The following is a 17,049-nucleotide window of genomic DNA, read 5'->3' as shown; positions in this document are numbered from 1 at the left end:
CCACCCTTATCTTCATCAAAAACATAGAAAAATCGCTATAAGAACAATTATTTCTTATAAACCATTCGTTATTAATCCCTCAATCGCTAACTGTCTTGCCTCTTCCCTTAGCCCCAATTGCCGCAAAATGAAAAGCGCTTGGGCGGCCCATTGGGCATTGGTATAGCCAAACCCCTTTGAATCAATGTGGGACGATAACAACAGCAGTGCCTCCCCTTGGCTGCGTTCACGCACCGCATCGCTGATGAAGAACCATTCCTTGACATCAACCATTGCTTCCGAATCACTGGCATAATCCGCTGCCATTTCCGGCCAAATTTTCCCTTTGGTCAGGTTCATCCCCTCTAAAATAGCAAAGACCCTGGAGACTCGTTGTTGGGTTTCATTCTTATTTTTTGTAAAAACCGTTGCCGGTAAATCCGTCAAGTTAACCGATGCCGTGCCTGTTTGATCATAAAGCATGGCTAAAATCGCCAAGCGTTGCGAATTAATTTGATCTTGTACATTATCCAGCTGTGGCTTAAACAGGCTTTGCCATTTTTCTGCCTGCTGCGGCAACCCACCCACATATAAGGCATGGGCCATCATGAATGCTTGGGCGGAAAATTCATTGTCGGGCAAGATGTTTGCTAATTTCCCCTCATATAATTCAATCGTTTTCAGATAGGTACCATTTGTTTGGGCGTATTCCAAAATTTTAAGGATTAGCTTGATTTTATCTGAATTGTTTGCATCAGCCAGATTAATCATTTGCCAAATCACCGCCCGTTGCCTTAACGATAATTGCAATGTTGGCCATGATAAGGCTTGCTCCTGTTCAGCTTTCGTGAAAATTTTTGTGGAGTATAGGGTTTGTAATATATCTGTGGGTATTTCATTACGGTAATAAGCTTGTTCAACTATTCCCAGTTTAACGTCTACCGAAATTGCATTATCTAAGGCTAGGGCCACTTGAATACCTGGATTGTCAATTTTTAATAAGGACAATTCCCATAATTTCTTTGGACCCAACTTTAAAAAGCCCCACTCAATAGGTTTGGTTAATTTCCAAGAGGGTGGCAAAGCATTCAACTTTCCTTTAGCAATTTGCATCAAAAAAATTATATTAGCCTTTGAGGTGGCGGGTAAAGTTGCCGTATTTTGGGTGATTTTATCAATAGCCTGGGTATCTTTTGCCATAAACGCACAATATAAAGAATATTCTATCAATGTTTGAGCCGTATTGGGATTGGCTTTTAACAAGTCGCAGGCTGCCGATGGTTGGTTTATTAAGATCAGTAAGTCCATTTGGGAACTGATTATCGTGGCAGCTTTTCTTAAAATTTCCGGCTGCTGTTTTAAAATCTCGATTGTTAGCTGGGGTACGCCCATCTTAACCAAATATAACAAACGCCATTCCAATAGTTTTTGCATTTCCGCCCAAGGTTTTTCATCATCTGCGGAAAAAACAGGTGCGGGCGATTGCTGGATCAGTAGCGCCAGTAAAATTCTTCTCCAAGCAGGTGAAGCGGTTTTAACCGACAGCTGCGCGAAGGTTTCATTTAATTGGGTGATATTGCTGCCAACCCAGTTTTCTTCAAATTTTTTCTCTGCCATTGGGCCATAATATAAAGGGTATCTATGATCTTGGGCGAATTGACTAATGGTCAAGGAATTTGGCAATTTTCCCAAAGGTCCAATTTGGGCAAAAGCAGGTTGCCCTATTAAAAAACCTAGAACCCCAATGCTGGCAAGCACCCGATACAAAAACATATGTCCGTACCCTTCCTCGCTTAAAACATTCAAAGTAATACTGTCCTTCAACCTGTAACCCAATTTTGCCTGATAGGCAAAATGTAATCTTACGTTCCTGTATAATGAAAAAGCTTTTGAACGCTATCCTTGATGTTATCACCTTACATAAGTATGCTTACAGTGAAGTTAAATTTCTATATTTTGTGACTTTTACGGTAATAGTAATCAAGAGATAATGGTATGTTTTTTCCTATTTATCGCTAAATAATACTTTAAACCTTCTTAATGATTTTTAATAACGGATGGGTACGATATGATCTTTACGGCTGGTATTATCTTCTTACTTTTGGTTCTTTCTGCTTTCTTTTCCGCTGCAGAAATGAGCTTAACTGCCGCTTCCCGCTCCCGCATGCATGCGTTGGAAAGACAGGGCAAGAAACAAGCCGCGCGTGTCAATAAGCTTCGCCAGAATATGGAACAAGTGATCGGCAGCATCCTGATTTGCAACAATTTGTTAAATATTTTGGCGTCCGCCTTAGCCACTAATTTACTGATTACGTCTTTTGATGAAGGCGGTGTTATATATGCCACCATATTGATGACCTTCTTGGTGGTTGTGTTCGGTGAAATGTTACCTAAAACCATTGCCATCAACAACGCTGACCGCATGGCTTTAGCAGTTTCCCGGGTTATCCAGCTTATTACTTATCTGCTTTATCCTTTTACGTGGCTGACCAATAAATTTTTATTTGGGTTGCAGGGAATACTTCATCTCAATCATACCAGTGCACTCGGTTCCCAAATTGCCCAAGAAGAGTTACGCGGTGCCATTGACCTTCATGCTTCTGCGGTGACTTCCCAGCCCCGCCAAACGGGCGCGATGTTACATAGCATTTTAGATTTAAATAAAGTACAGGTGGGCAGTATCATGATGCATAGACGCAACCTGACCATGATCGACATTGATCAACCTATTGGCCAAATCATTGATTTAGTGGTTAAAAGTCCACATACCCGTATTCCCCTATGGCGCGACAATCCAGACAATGTCATTGGCGTTTTACATGCAAGATCTTTATTACATGCCTTGCAAGCCAATCAAGGCAGAACCGAAAATATCGATTTAGTTAAAATCGCCAACCGGCCCTGGTTTATCCCCTTTACCACGAATTTATTATCGCAACTACAAGCTTTTCGCAGCAGGCGGGAACATTTTGCGCTGGTGGTGGATGAATATGGCGTTTTAATGGGCATTGTGACTTTAGAAGATATTTTGGAAGAAATTGTAGGAAATATTGAAGATGAAACAGATATTAATGTCGCTGGCGTACGGGCCCAAACAGATGGCAGCTATCTTGTCGACGGCCAAGTAACTTTAAGGGATTTAAATCGGGAATTTAATTGGCGTTTGCCGGATATGCGAACCTCAACCATTGCTGGTCTGGTTTTACATGAAGCTAGGCGTATCCCGGACAAAGGACAGGTTTTTATATTTCATGGATTACGCTTTGAGGTATTGGATATGTTACGCTACCAAATTAAAACCTTGCGGATCACGCCGGTCTCTTTCTTAGAAAAATCCCTATCAGAAACCAACCAGGAATTATCAACCCCTTCCGAGCATTATAATTAGCCATATTACAGAATAGTTTCACCCACACTGCCCAATAAAGGTTATTCAGGCAGTTTTAAAGAAAGCTGGATCGCATGCAGTTGTTGTATTTCCGATGCTAGCAACTGGTAAATTTGTTGATGACGTTGTAAAGGGGTTTTGCCTTTAAACTGATCCGATGTTACCGTAATCCGAATGTGGGTTACTTGTCCGGGCCGGTGTCCTGCATGTCCTGCATGTTTGTCTGATTCATCTTGCACCTCCAAATGACGGGGTTGCAAAGTCAACAATTTCGTACGGATAATATCTGTAATATCCATTTTATACCAAATCGACACTTGTTTTCTGAATGATCATGGATGAAGACAGGAATAAGGCCAAAGGCCACGTCAATAAAATTGTTTTCAAAGGCACGTGAAACGGAGACGTTGAAATCGATAAGATATGGTGGGCGGTGACGGGATCGAACCGCCGACATTCTCGGTGTAAACGAGATGCTCTCCCAGCTGAGCTAACCGCCCTTAAAAGCCAAATCGGCTAGCAATAATCAACTTATCACTAGCCGACTTGTTCTAAACAAAAACAAACTACTTCTTCTTGTTTACAGAATCCTTCAAACCTTTACCTGGCCTGAATTTTGCTTGTTTGGAAGCTGGAATTTTAATGGCTGCGCCTGTTCTCGGGTTACGCCCGTCAACAGCTTTGCGTTTAATAACGCTGAAAGTGCCAAAACCAACTAAGCGAACATCATCACCCTTGGTCAAAGCTGCCTCAACGGCTGCAAAAACAGCATCAATCGTTTGGCCAGCTTTTGCCTTAGAAAGTTCAGTTTTTTCAGCAACGACATTAATCAGATCATTCTTATTCACAGTAATTTCCCCCTAAAAATATTGGTTAAACCTCACAAAAGAAAACCAAGTTCTACATGAACTAAGGATTTTCATGATTTTAGACAAGATTTTTTGGTTTCGTCAACTGCAGATGTTGCGTTTCTGTCACTTTTTTTTCCTAACGTGACTTTATTACCAACACCTGCTTCTCTTTAATGCGCCAAAACAGTTTTTGAACGATTTTTTTTCGCCGGAACCAATGACGAAGGAACGACCTGGCCTTCATCGTTCTCTATCCACGGAATGGGGATTAAAGGACGGATCAGCGCTTCCCTTAAAACCTCATCAATCTCATGAACGCAGGTGATCTTAAGACCCTTTTTCACCACATCAGGAACTTCGGCTAAATCTTTTTTGTTTTCCAAAGGGATCAGCACATGTTTAATTCCAGAACGCAAAGCTGCCAGTAACTTTTCCTTTAATCCCCCAATCGGCAAAACCCTGCCCCTTAAGGTGATTTCACCCGTCATCGCCACGTCACGGTGTACGGGTATACCGGTAAGGATAGAGACAATCGAGGTCACCATTGTTATCCCTGCGGAAGGTCCATCTTTTGGTGTCGCCCCCTCAGGAACATGGACATGGATATCTTTATTTTGAAAAATCGTTGGCTTAATGCCGAAATCGGCCGACCGCGCCTTGACCAAACTTTCAGCGGTTTGCACGGATTCTTTCATGACTTCACCCAATTTACCAGTCGCAATAATTTTCCCCTTGCCTGGCACAGTCGCTGCCTCAATGGTTAAAATATCACCCCCAACCTCTGTCCACGCCAACCCGGTGGTCACGCCAATCATATCGTTAAGCTCGGCTTGACCGTAATTGAAACGGCGGACACCGACCAATTTTTCCAAACTTTTTCCCGTAACAATAATTCTTTTACGAGATTTAGGGTCCATCAAGATATCTTTGAGTACTTTGCGGGCCAGGTTGGCTAATTCACGTTCTAAACTTCGCACACCTGCTTCCCTTGTATAATACCGGATGAGACCTCGAATAGCATCTTCTGTAATGGTTAATTCTGCCTTTTTAACCCCGCTTTCCTTAAATATTTTCGGCATTAAATGCCTTTTGGCAATTTCAACCTTTTCATCTTCGGTGTAACCGGGCAGCCGGATAATTTCCATACGGTCAAGTAATGGTTGCGGCATTTGCAAACTATTGGCCGTGGTGACAAACATAACGTCCGACAAATCATAATCAACTTCCAGATAATGATCGGCAAAAGTTGAATTTTGTTCAGGGTCCAATACTTCCAGCAATGCCGATGACGGGTCACCCCGCCAATCAGCGCCCAGTTTATCAATCTCATCAAGTAAAAATAAGGGGTTTGAGGACTTTGATTTTTTCATGGCCTGGATGATTTTTCCTGGCATAGATCCTATGTAAGTCCGGCGATGTCCCCTCACCTCTGCTTCATCACGGACGCCGCCCAATGACATGCGGATAAAATTCCGTCCCGTAGCACGGGCAATTGATTTACCAAGAGACGTTTTACCAACACCAGGAGGGCCAACTAAACATAATATAGCACCCCTCACCTTATCCATCCGCTGTTGCACCGCTAAATATTCCAAGATGCGATCTTTGACTTTATCCAAACCATAATGATCATGATCCAGAATCTTTTTAGCCCAATTCAGGTTTTTCTTCATTTTAGAAGGGTTGTGCCAGGGAATATTTAACAACCAATCTAAGTAATTGCGCACCACCGTGGCCTCAGCCGACATTGAGCCCATCGTCCGCAATTTTTTTAACTCGGCCAGGGCTTTTTCTTTGGCTTCTTTGCTTAGTTTTGTTTTTTTAATTTTCTGCTCAAGCTCGGAAGATTCATCGCGCCCATCTTCGGATTCACCCAATTCTTTTTGAATAGCCTTTAATTGCTCATTTAAATAATATTCACGCTGGGTTTTTTCCATTTGTCTTTTAACCCGGCTGCGAATCCGTCGCTCAACTTGTAACAGCCCTATTTCAGCTTCAATATGACCACTGATTTTTTCCAAACGCTTCAGTAATCCCGCGGTTTCGAGTAATTCTTGTTTCTCAGACAATTTTATCGTCAAATGGGAAGCAATGGTATCAGCAAGACGGTTATAATCTTCAATCTGATTAATCGAAACCAAAACTTCCGGGGGTAATTTTTTGTTCAGTTTGGTATATTGCTCAAATTGTGAAAGGATGGAGCGTGCCAAAGCCTCTATTTCCACCGATCGTTCTGTTTTCTCTTCCAAAATGTTGGCATGTGCTTGCAGGAAGTGCTCACTCTCAACAAAAGAGGCCACCTTGGCCCTATACCTACCTTCAACCAATACCTTGACGGTATCATCTGGAAGTTTCAGCATCTGTAAAACACTGGAAACCGTTCCAACCGTATATAGATCCTTGTTCGAAGGGACATCTAAACTGGTATCAAGTTGAGTCAATAATAGGATCTGCTTATCCTCTTTCATCACATCTTCGAGTGCCCGAACAGATTTTTCACGCCCAACAAATAGCGGGACAATCATATAGGGAAACATAACAACATCGCGTAACGGCAAAATGGGATAGAGGGTTTGTTGGGAATTTTCCATTCGATTTACCTTTCATCATCCTTAAACAAATTGACCAAAATAAAGACTAATTTTTACCAATATATACTGGTACATAACGAAACTCATACTTGGCCAATCATCATGAGTAATCCCTTATATGCTAAAATTGGGCAAATAACGAGAATATCAAGTAGCCATTATTTTTTATTGTTTAAGCTGTTTTTTCTTCTTTATGTTGACGCGGCAAATAAATAGGCTTTTTCTTGCCCTCAACAACACTCTTATCAATAACAACCGATTCTAGATCCCGCTTACTTGGCAATTCAAACATAGGATCTAATAGCAACTCTTCCAAGATCGAGCGCAATCCACGTGCCCCTGTTCTACGGGCAGAAGCTTTTTCTGCAATGGATTGCAAAGCTTCCGGTGTGAATTCTAGCTTCGCATTGTCCATTTCAAATAAACGCTGATATTGTTTAACCAAAGCATTCTTAGGCTCCGTTAAAATCTTAACTAACGTGGCCACATTCAGGTCTTCCAAGGTGGCAATCACTGGCAACCGGCCGATAAATTCTGGTATTAGTCCAAACTTTAGCAAATCTTCCGGTTCAATCGTTTTCAAAAGAGCCCCGACCCGCCTTTCATCAGGTGCCCGGACTAACGCTCCAAAACCCATTGATGAAGGTTGTCCACGGGCAGCAATGATTTTCTCAAGCCCTTCAAAAGCACCGCCGCAAATAAATAGTATGTTGGTAGTATCAACTTGCAAAAATTCTTGCTGGGGGTGTTTCCGCCCACCTTGCGGTGGCACTGAAGCAACAGTCCCTTCCATAATTTTCAATAACGCCTGCTGAACACCTTCACCGGAAACATCCCGGGTGATGGAAGGGTTTTCGGATTTGCGGCTGATTTTATCCACCTCATCCAAATAAACAATGCCGCGTTGGGCGCGTTCAATATTATAGTCTGAAGCCTGGAGTAATTTCAGGATGATATTTTCCACATCCTCCCCCACATAGCCAGCTTCGGTTAAGGTGGTTGCATCCGCCATTGTGAAGGGAACATCTAAAATCCGTGCTAAGGTCTGGGCAAGCAAGGTTTTGCCACTTCCTGTAGGTCCAATGAGCAAAATGTTTGATTTAGACAATTCCGTGTCATGGCTTTTATTACTATGGGCCAACCTTTTATAATGATTGTGCACCGCAACTGATAAGACCCTTTTGGCATGCTCCTGCCCAATGACATAATCATCCAGGGTTTTACAAATTTCTTGGGGTGTTGGTAACCCGGTACGGGATTTAACAACATTTGTCTTATTTTCTTCTTTGATAATATCGGTGCAAAGATCAATACATTCATCACAGATAAAAACCGTTGGCCCTGCAATGAGTTTGCGAACTTCGTTCTGACTTTTGCCACAAAAAGAACAATAAAGATTATTTTTATCCGAGCCAATTGCCTTCGTCATCTTCCATCCAATTAATAAATAACGTTTGATATGACATTTTACATTCTTTGTCAGAATATCTATTCCTACGTTATTGTACAATTTATTTTATTAGCATAATCAAATTGTTATTTTTAATACTTAGCTAATTATTCCGTGTTTACAATAAGGCTGAGGGTTTTTATTAAAAAATCTCCTTCCGAGATTCACTTATTTTTATTCGTTACGGGTCTTGCAGATGCAATCGTCCGGTATAAATAACGATTAACAAAAAAAATTCGCAATCTTATTTTTGCAAACACTGCTCAATAAAAACCTGGGCACAGCGATTATACCAAGGCACCAGAGAACCAGTGCCATGAAAACCCAAATGGCCACCGTTTTTGGGAAATAATGAGGTTAAAGGTGGGTTCATCCCCTCCTTGACAGTGTTAAATGCAGAAAAAGGGATCCAAGGATCATCTTGGGCCTGAATGAATAAGGTCGGGACACGGATGACATGTAAGTCATCTATCGCACTCGCCCATTGATAATATTTTTCGACTGTACTAAATCCTGCCATTGGCGCCGTAATGCGGGTATCAAATTCATAAATCGTTTTGATGGCCCGGCGTTCCTTCAGGGCCAATGATTGATATAGGGGGTGACCCTGAAACTCTTCCTTCAGGCAATGAAGCAAATATTGATGGTAAAACCAGTTTCTAGGCAAGGCAATTTGTCGTTCCGTTAAAGCTAAGTCAATGGGAACAGAGACCGCTATAAACCCTTTTACGATGGGATCAGGCTTTGCTGCCGCCCACTTCAACACGATATTTCCCCCTAAAGAAAAGCCTATAAAAAACAAACTTGAAAAGGAGCAAGCCACTTTTATTTGATCAATCACTGGCTGTAGATCACGCGTAAATCCACCGTGATACCTGCTTTTACATAATGTTGCGGAAGACCCGGCCCCCCTTAGATTCAGGCACATTACCGGATATCCTTGCTTTGAGAAGAAAGCAGCAGCCATTTTCATATAGATACTATTGGCTGAGCCTGCTATCCCGTGAATCAAGATAATTAAGGGTCGTTGTGGATCAGACAAAACAGGCCAATGAATGATTGCCGTTACTTGATCTTGGCTGCCGTCATGAGTTTGAAATATTTTTTCTTCAATTTTGACCGCTGTAATAACGGGGTTGGGATCGACAAGAAAATTCCTGATCGTTTGTAGATCGGCATTGATCCAAGGAAACCGTGGTTGGAAATCAGGAAATTTCAGATCATCACCCAATATTTGCCGCTTCCTAATTCTTCCCGAATTTTAATTGGATATCGCCTTATTGTTAATCATTGCTTTTCAAAAAACGTGGATGGAGACTTGAAAAAGGTTCATCTTCAACAATCACCGCCGCTTCCGGATAGAACCCGTTAAAATGACTGGCCAACGCATTAGAATAGGCACCGATGCGGTCGATTTCAATCCAATCCCCCTCTACCACATCTGCTGGCAAATCAAAGGTGGTTGACAAAACATCTAAGGAATCACAACTACACCCGTTTATCGTATAAGAAATAATATCAGTGGACACAGGTTTTTTGAACCGAATTAACCGAGTGGGCAGTTTTAGTTTGGCCGTGACTGTTTCACTTAAAGAACCATAAATCCCATCATTAATGTAAAGCTGATTGCCTTTCCTTAATAAAACTTGAACCACCATAGACATCCCCTCAGCAACCAGGGCACGGCCAGGTTCGCACATTAAGACACAATCGCGCCTTAAAGAAATTGCTTGAAGACCCGTTTCAATTGACTTCACATATTCGGCCAATCCTGCTATTTTCTGTCCCATATATTGGGAAGGAAAGCCGCCCCCCACATCCAAAAAATGTAAATTAACTTTAGCTTGCTTCAATGTTTCTGCAACAATCTTTAAGGCCTGTAGGTAAGCTTCCGGATGAAGGCATTGCGAGCCAACATGAAAAGCTAATCCTAATTGGCACCCCATCGATTGCGCCTGTTGCAACATCTGCACCGCTTCCGCAACCGAAGCACCAAATTTATCAGCCAAATGGTAAAATGTGCCTTCAACCGGCGGGGTTTTCAGGCGCACAAAGATTGTTAAGCCGCTGCCACCACCTGTTTCCTCAATAATTTTATCCAGTTCATTTTGGTAATCCACGACGAAATTATCCACGTTATAAACGTGATAAGCAGTTTTAATGACTGCCCGTCCCTTAACCGGGTGCATAAAATAAATGGCAGCATCAGGAAAATTTTCTCGGATAAGCGCAATTTCAGGAAGTGATGCCGTATCGAAATGCCTAATTCCGGCATTATATAATGCCTTTAAAACTTCGAGATGGGGATTGCATTTAACCGCATATAAAACCCTTCCCGGAAACTCTTGCAAAAAACTACTGGCAAGATTGTGAAAAACGTGGGGACGGAAACAATAAACCGGGTAGCTGGGTGTTAAAGCCCGAACTACGGCATCAACTGTTTTAAAAACTTTTACCAAAATACAAAAATCCTTGCTTATTTTATTCACGAATTTCTTAAAATGACCGCCATGATAAATCGTAAAATAAAGAAATTTTGGTAATTGTCCATTCATGAAGTAAAAAATGGAGCTGTATTACAAAAAACAGTTGCTAGACTTCTTGCCGGTTGATTATTCACTTGTTTACAAAATTTTTCAGCGTTAAGCTGCGCGTAGCAATCACCGTCGTTCTCTTACGTTGTTAACCAAGAATAGAAAATTTCCATGACAGTCACTCTTGAGCATATTCAGCAAGCAAGAACCGTTTTATCCAAACAAATCATTGATACACCCACCATTGAATCCTTAAGGTTAGCCCAATTACTCAATCTTAAAAAATTATATTTGAAACTGGATTTATACCAATATACTGGCTCTTTTAAAGACCGCGGCACTTTAAATAAATTAGTCAATTTAACACCCGAACAGGCAAAAATCGGCGTTATCGCTATGTCAGCTGGTAATCATGCCCAAGGACTTGCCTATCATGCCAAGCGCCTGGGAATCCCCACCACGATTGTCATGCCCCAAGCCACCCCCTTCAATAAGATTGAGCGCACCAGAAATTTAGGCGCACGCGTTTTGTTGCATGGTTCTTCGCTTGATATAGCTGCTGATTATGCCAAACAAGTGGCCAAAAAAGAGAACCTGACTTTTGTCCATCCCTATGATGATCCTTTAATCATTGCCGGACAAGCCACAATGGGCCTTGAAATACTCGAAAAAGTCAAAGATTTGGATGTGATTGTGGTTCCGGTTGGCGGGGGTGGATTGGCTGCTGGCATCGCTTTAGCGGTGAAATATATGAACCCCAAAATTGATGTTATTGGGGTGCAAAGCAAGTCTTATTCGGCGATTTATAATGCTTTTCATAAAACAACCAGTGCCAGCCAAGGCCAAACAATAGCGGAAGGCATTGCCGTACCTACCCCTGGATTACATACTTTGCCCATCATCCAAGAATTGGTTAAAGACATTATTTTAGTTGATGAAAATATGTTGGAGCGCGCGATTGAACTGCTGGTTACCCAACAAAAAATTGTTACTGAGGGGGCTGGGGCTGCTGGCCTTGCAGGTGTTTTAGGCCATCCGCACCTTTTTAGCGGAAAAACCGTGGCTATTCCCATTTGCGGCGGCAATATCGATCCTCGCTTATTGTCACAGATATTAATGCGGGGCATGTTACGGGATGGGCGTTTGGTCACCTTACGTGTTGAAATTCAAGATCAGCCTGGGGTGCTTGCAAAAGTTGCTGGCTTAATCGGTGAGCAAGGCGGCAATATTATTGAGATCCATCATCAGCGCATGTTTTCAGACTTGCCGGTTAAATCGGCGGATGTAGACGTGGTGATTGAAACCAGGAACGCAGGGCATATTCAGCAAATACGAAGTGCTTTAAATGAAGCTGGCTTTCCAACTAGGCGCTTGGCCAGCCGTTCGGATGATAGTGATGCAGAACAAGAGGATATGAAGAAAAAACCATGATGCCTTTCCATTCCATTTTAGAAACCATCGGGCAAACCCCTTTAGTGCAGGTAACCCAAATAAATACTGGCCTTTGCCAGTTATTTCTAAAATTAGAAAACCAAAATCCGGGGGGGTCGATTAAGGATCGGATTGCCGTATCCATGATTAGTGCTGCTGAGAAAGAGGGTAAGTTAAAACCCGGCGGCATTATTATCGAGGCCACCGCAGGCAATACCGGACTTGGGCTAGCCTTGGTTGCCGCGCGTAAAGGATACCGGCTGATTTTAGTAATACCCGATAAAATGTCCCAGGCAAAGATTGTCCATTTACAGGGCTTGGGTGCTGAAATCTACACTACCCGCTCTGATGTTGGCAAAGGCCACCCTGAATATTATCAAGATATAGCAGAACGCCTCAGCCGCGAAATTCCTGGCTCCTTTTATATCAACCAATTTGAAAATCCTGCCAATGCTTGGGCGCATGAAAGCACAACCGGGCCAGAAATTTGGCAGCAAATGGGCAAGAAATTGGATGCGGTGATTTGCGGTGTGGGTTCTGGGGGAACTTTAACTGGACTGGGCCGTTTTTTCAAAAAAACCGCCCCTCACGTCAAAATGGTGGTCGCCGACCCGAAAGGGTCAATTATTGCCGATTTAGTCAATAAGGGCACTCATGATATTCCTGGTTCTTGGCTGGTTGAAGGGGTTGGGGAAGATTTTGTCCCCGCCATTCTCGATATGGGACTTATTCAAACCGCTTATACCATCGATGATGCGGAAAGCATGGAAACAGCAAGGTTACTGTTGAAACGTGAAGGCATTTTAGCCGGTTCATCGTCCGGCACCTTAATTGCCGCCGCTTTACGTTATTGCCGACAACAGCGTTATCCGCAGCGGGTGGTTACTTTTGTTTGTGACAGCGGCAACAAGTACTTGTCAAAAGCTTTTAACGACCAATGGATGGAAGAACAAGGTTTATTGGTTCGTGAAAAAAATGGGGATTTACGTGATCTTGTAGCCAGACCACAGCAATCAGGTCGTACAGTTTCTGTAAGTCCCACCGATACGGTACTAACAGCTTATAAGCGTATGCGCCAACACGATGTGTCGCAACTGCCGGTTTTAGATAAATCAAAGATAATGGGAATGGTTGATGACAATATGATTCTTCAATATCACTTTCGTCAACCTTTGTCTGAGCTGTTGGTGTCAAAAATCATGTCACGCCAGTTTAGCAAAGTTGAGTCTGATGTTGGCATAGAAAAAGTAAAAGAAACCCTTAAAACTACCCCTTATGTTGTTGTCCTACATCAAGATCAATTTGTTGGCTTCATTACGCGTGCTGACTTAATCAATCATTTCATCTCAACCCCTATTTCATAAAAAAAATCATGGCAAAAAATACCACGCGCAATCAATTAGGCATGGCAACCCGCGGCATTCATGCAGGGCAACACCCTGATCCGACAACGGGTGCCATCATGATGCCCATTTATGCAACCTCAACTTATGTGCAGGAAAGCCCCGGCAAACATAAAGGTTATGAATATTCCCGTACCCATAATCCCACCCGGCAGGCTTATGAGCGATGTGTCGCAGATTTGGAAAATGGGACAGCTGCTTATGCCTTCAGTTCCGGCTTGGCTGCCGTTGCAACTATCTTAGATTGTTTGCCCAGCGGCTCCCACATCATTGCTATGGATGATATGTATGGTGGCACTTACCGTTTGTTCGAACGGGTGCGTAAAATATCTGCGAATTTGCAATTTACCTATGTTGATTTGCGCAACATCGAAAAATTACAACAAGCAATCAAACCAGAAACTCGGTTGATTTGGGTGGAAACACCCACCAATCCCACTTTAAAAATGGTTGATTTAGAAGCAGTGGCAATCCTCGCCAAGCAAAAGAAAATATGGACAGTAGCGGATAATACCTTCGCCAGCCCTATCCTACAAAGACCCTTAGATATGGGGATTGATGTGGTGATGCATTCGGCCACTAAATATCTGAATGGGCATTCTGATATGATCGGTGGCATTGCCATTGTTGGTCAAAATCAAGAAATTAAAGAAAAGCTGGCTTTTTTACAAAATTCTTTAGGTGCTATCCCAAGCCCATTCGACTGTTTTCTGGCATTAAGGGGTTTAAAAACCTTATCCCTTCGGATGGAACGGCATTGTCAAAATGCTTTAACAATTGCCGAGTGGTTAAGCACCCATCCAGCGATCAATAAAGTAATATATCCGGGTCTAAAAAATTTTCCCCAATATGCGTTAGCTAAAAAGCAAATGGATGGATTTGGCGGCATGATGGTTGCGGATATCAAGGGCGGGTTAGAACCTGCCAAACGTTTCTTGGAAAGATGCCAAATTTTTGCTTTAGCGGAAAGCCTAGGCGGTGTTGAAAGCTTAATCGAACATCCGGCGATTATGACTCATGCCTCCATTCCGGCTCCAAGGCGTGCAGAACTTGGCATTACGGATGGATTAGTTAGACTTTCAGTCGGGATTGAAAATGTGGAAGATTTGATCAATGACCTAAAACAGGCCTTGCAAGGATTATAGAAATAATGCTTACAAAAAAAGTTTTGTCCATTTGACAAAAAAACGAAAAGATTTTCCATCTTTTGATGATATTCGCCTGTTTGTTCGAGAATATAAAGGTCCTCAAGCCATTAGTAAACGCGAAATCGCCAGGGCTTTTTCCATTCCCCGTGATCAAACATTGATTTTAAACGATTATATTAAACAACTAAAGCTGGAGGGCCTGTTACCCTCCCGCTTAAAAAAAATTGATCTTTCGCCGGAATCGACTTTATCGCTTATCGGTCGGGTGAGCAAAATAGTTCCTAAAAAGCACACAATCCATTTTACCGTTAACCGACATAATTTACAGAAAAAACTGCCAAAAACGCTGGAGGTTATTACCGATAAAAACTCGCTTGGCTTGTCTTACCGCCCAAACGATATGATTCACTTCAAATTAACCGAAAGTGCTTCTCACGTTTACCATGGGGCCATTCAGGATCGGGCGACGGATCAGCCGGCTTTGGAAAAGGTTGGTATTTTTTATCAAAAAGATGGCAAGGCGATCATCCAAATCGCCCGCAAACAATCGACCCAACCAGTTTATCCATTGATCCAATCATCCACCCAATTGGCTGAAAGAGGGGATTGGGTCATTGCCGAACTGCCGGACAATCCAAAGAAAGCCGCCCGGATTATCAGGTCTTTAGGATCCTCTAAAAACCCCCTGCTTTTAAGCCAAGTGGCCGCCCATGAGTTTCATTTCCCGGTAGAGTTTTCAGAAGAAGCACTGGCATTAACCAAAAATATTAAAGTGCCGGATCTTGCTGATCGTCAAGATTTACGGGATGTTCCTTTTGTAACAATTGATGGGAGTGATGCCCGTGATTTTGATGATGCGGTTTGGGCAGAAGCGGATCAACGCCCAAGCAATAAGGGTGGTTGGCAAATCATGGTGGCGATTGCCGATGTTGCCTATTATGTCCGCCCAGGTACTGCGTTGGATGAGGAAGCGCGTCAACGTGGAAATTCTATTTATTTTCCAGACCGCGTTATCCCCATGTTACCTTTTAACCTTTCTAATGAATTATGCTCCTTAAAACCATTGGAAGATCGGGGGTGTTTTGTTGCCCATTTACGCATCGATCAGGAAGGCAATCTTATTTCATACCGGTTTAACCGGGCATTGATGCGTTCGGCCGCAAGGTTGACTTATGAGCAAGTGCAAAATGCCTATGACGGCAAACCCGATGAAATAACGAAACCTTTGGGAAAAGCTATACTATCTTTATATGGCGCTTATCATAGTTTTCTTAAAAACCGTCAACACCGCGGTACCTTGGAATTGGATATTGCTGAACGGAAAGCTAGCGTATCAACCGATGGAAAAATTGAATTTTTAGGACTACGCCAGTCCCTACCCAGCCACCAATTAATTGAAGAATTCATGATTTGCGCCAATGTGGCCGCCGCTAAGATTCTCCAAGAAACCGGCCAAGCAGGTGTTTACCGAAACCATTTACCACCCGATTTGACCCATGTCCAAGAATTGTTGCAATATCTAGCAAAATTGGATTTAGAGTTTTCCAAGCCTTCCCCTTTAAACGGTAATTTTTTTAACCAGATCCTAAAAAAAACACGCTCGCACCCGCTCTCCTCGGTTATCAGTGAAATGGTTCTACGCACGCAAACACAGGCCCTGTATATGGCCAATAATCAGGGGCATTTCGGATTGGGATTGAAAGAATACACCCATTTCACCTCCCCAATCCGTCGGTATGCCGATTTGATCGTTCACCGCGGCTTAATCTCTGCCCTTCGTTTAGGTTATGATGGGCTAAGGCCTGAAGATGCAGCAGAATTGCCCGTTGTTGCTCAAGAAATATCAACCACGGAAAGACAAGCAGCAAGTGCCGAACGTTTAACTCTCGACCGCCTCACCTGCCTGCATTTTGAAGAAATGGTTGGCAAAGTTTTTACGGCGCGCATTGTCCAAGTGATGGATTTTGGGATTTTTATCCGGTTGAACGAAGGAGGTGCGGAGGGGTTAATTCCCAGCCGCATGCTGGGAACAGACTATTATGCTTATTCCGCCAAAGATGCCGAGTTCGCTAGTCAATCATCAAAGAAGAGATTTAGATTAGGCGATATTGTCCAAGCCACTTTGGAAGCCATAAGTTTGGCGGATGGTAAATTATTATTTGGCATTCGGGAAAAAGGAACACCCACAAGAAATCCTTCCGCGACTTTGGCAAGATCGCGTAAACCTGTGAGCCCGCGCAGATTTAGAAAACGCTGACCCAGCTTTTATGTCAT

12 protein-coding genes and 1 tRNA gene are annotated in these 17,049 nt (G+C 42.8%); 5 read left to right on the top strand and 8 right to left on the bottom strand.

The annotated features are described in order from the left end of the window. Positions 1–54 precede the first annotated feature (54 nt). On the bottom strand, positions 55–1,752 hold the full coding sequence (locus IPP67_06025; protein ID MBL0338722.1) for a hypothetical protein: 1,698 nt from the start codon (positions 1,750–1,752) through the stop codon (positions 55–57). Between the two features lie 295 nt (positions 1,753–2,047). Here IPP67_06025 and IPP67_06020 point away from each other — a divergent pair, with 295 nt between their 5' ends. Next, the gene (locus tag IPP67_06020) at positions 2,048–3,367 is read left to right on the top strand and encodes an HlyC/CorC family transporter (GenBank protein MBL0338721.1); all 1,320 of its coding nucleotides are present in this window, start codon (positions 2,048–2,050) and stop codon (positions 3,365–3,367) included. A gap of 41 nt (positions 3,368–3,408) precedes the next feature. Here IPP67_06020 and IPP67_06015 read toward each other — a convergent pair whose 3' ends face one another. The 7 genes from IPP67_06015 to IPP67_05985 form a co-directional block, all read right to left on the bottom strand. After that, the gene (locus tag IPP67_06015; protein ID MBL0338720.1) at positions 3,409–3,666 is read right to left on the bottom strand and encodes a BolA family transcriptional regulator; all 258 of its coding nucleotides are present in this window, start codon (positions 3,664–3,666) and stop codon (positions 3,409–3,411) included. A gap of 125 nt (positions 3,667–3,791) precedes the next feature. Next, a tRNA-Val gene (locus tag IPP67_06010) sits at positions 3,792–3,867 on the bottom strand. Between the two features lie 66 nt (positions 3,868–3,933). Then, positions 3,934–4,215 carry an HU family DNA-binding protein gene (locus IPP67_06005; protein ID MBL0338719.1) on the bottom strand — a complete coding sequence of 94 codons (282 nt, stop codon included), beginning with the start codon at positions 4,213–4,215 and terminating at the stop codon, positions 3,934–3,936. Between the two features lie 173 nt (positions 4,216–4,388). After that, complete coding sequence (gene lon / locus IPP67_06000) at positions 4,389–6,809, bottom strand: endopeptidase La (protein ID MBL0338718.1); 2,421 nt, start codon at positions 6,807–6,809, stop codon at positions 4,389–4,391. 172 nt (positions 6,810–6,981) lie between these two features. Next, positions 6,982–8,238, bottom strand: coding sequence for an ATP-dependent Clp protease ATP-binding subunit ClpX (gene clpX / locus IPP67_05995; protein ID MBL0338717.1), 1,257 nt, complete (start codon positions 8,236–8,238; stop codon positions 6,982–6,984). A gap of 265 nt (positions 8,239–8,503) precedes the next feature. Then, positions 8,504–9,490, bottom strand: coding sequence for an alpha/beta fold hydrolase (locus IPP67_05990; GenBank protein MBL0338716.1), 987 nt, complete (start codon positions 9,488–9,490; stop codon positions 8,504–8,506). A gap of 52 nt (positions 9,491–9,542) precedes the next feature. Further along, on the bottom strand, positions 9,543–10,718 hold the full coding sequence (locus tag IPP67_05985) for a type III PLP-dependent enzyme (GenBank protein MBL0338715.1): 1,176 nt from the start codon (positions 10,716–10,718) through the stop codon (positions 9,543–9,545). A 246-nt stretch (positions 10,719–10,964) separates the two neighbouring features. Here IPP67_05985 and IPP67_05980 point away from each other — a divergent pair, with 246 nt between their 5' ends. Genes IPP67_05980 through IPP67_05965 form a run of 4 tightly spaced genes read left to right on the top strand, consistent with a single transcriptional unit; the run spans position 10,965 to position 17,032 of the window. After that, positions 10,965–12,224, top strand: coding sequence for a threonine ammonia-lyase (locus tag IPP67_05980; protein MBL0338714.1), 1,260 nt, complete (start codon positions 10,965–10,967; stop codon positions 12,222–12,224). Then, on the top strand, positions 12,221–13,588 hold the full coding sequence (locus tag IPP67_05975) for a pyridoxal-phosphate dependent enzyme (protein MBL0338713.1): 1,368 nt from the start codon (positions 12,221–12,223) through the stop codon (positions 13,586–13,588). Before IPP67_05980 ends, IPP67_05975 begins: the two co-directional genes overlap by 4 nt. 8 nt (positions 13,589–13,596) lie before the next feature. Next, positions 13,597–14,772, top strand: coding sequence for a PLP-dependent transferase (locus tag IPP67_05970; GenBank protein ID MBL0338712.1), 1,176 nt, complete (start codon positions 13,597–13,599; stop codon positions 14,770–14,772). 31 nt (positions 14,773–14,803) lie between these two features. Then, positions 14,804–17,032 carry a VacB/RNase II family 3'-5' exoribonuclease gene (locus IPP67_05965; protein ID MBL0338711.1) on the top strand — a complete coding sequence of 743 codons (2,229 nt, stop codon included), beginning with the start codon at positions 14,804–14,806 and terminating at the stop codon, positions 17,030–17,032. Positions 17,033–17,049: the final 17 nt, after the last annotated feature.

The sequence above is a fragment of the Rhodospirillaceae bacterium genome, assembly GCA_016722635.1.
Classification (GTDB): domain Bacteria; phylum Pseudomonadota; class Alphaproteobacteria; order JAEUKQ01; family JAEUKQ01; genus JAEUKQ01.
This window is presented reverse-complemented; position numbering and strand designations above follow the sequence as displayed.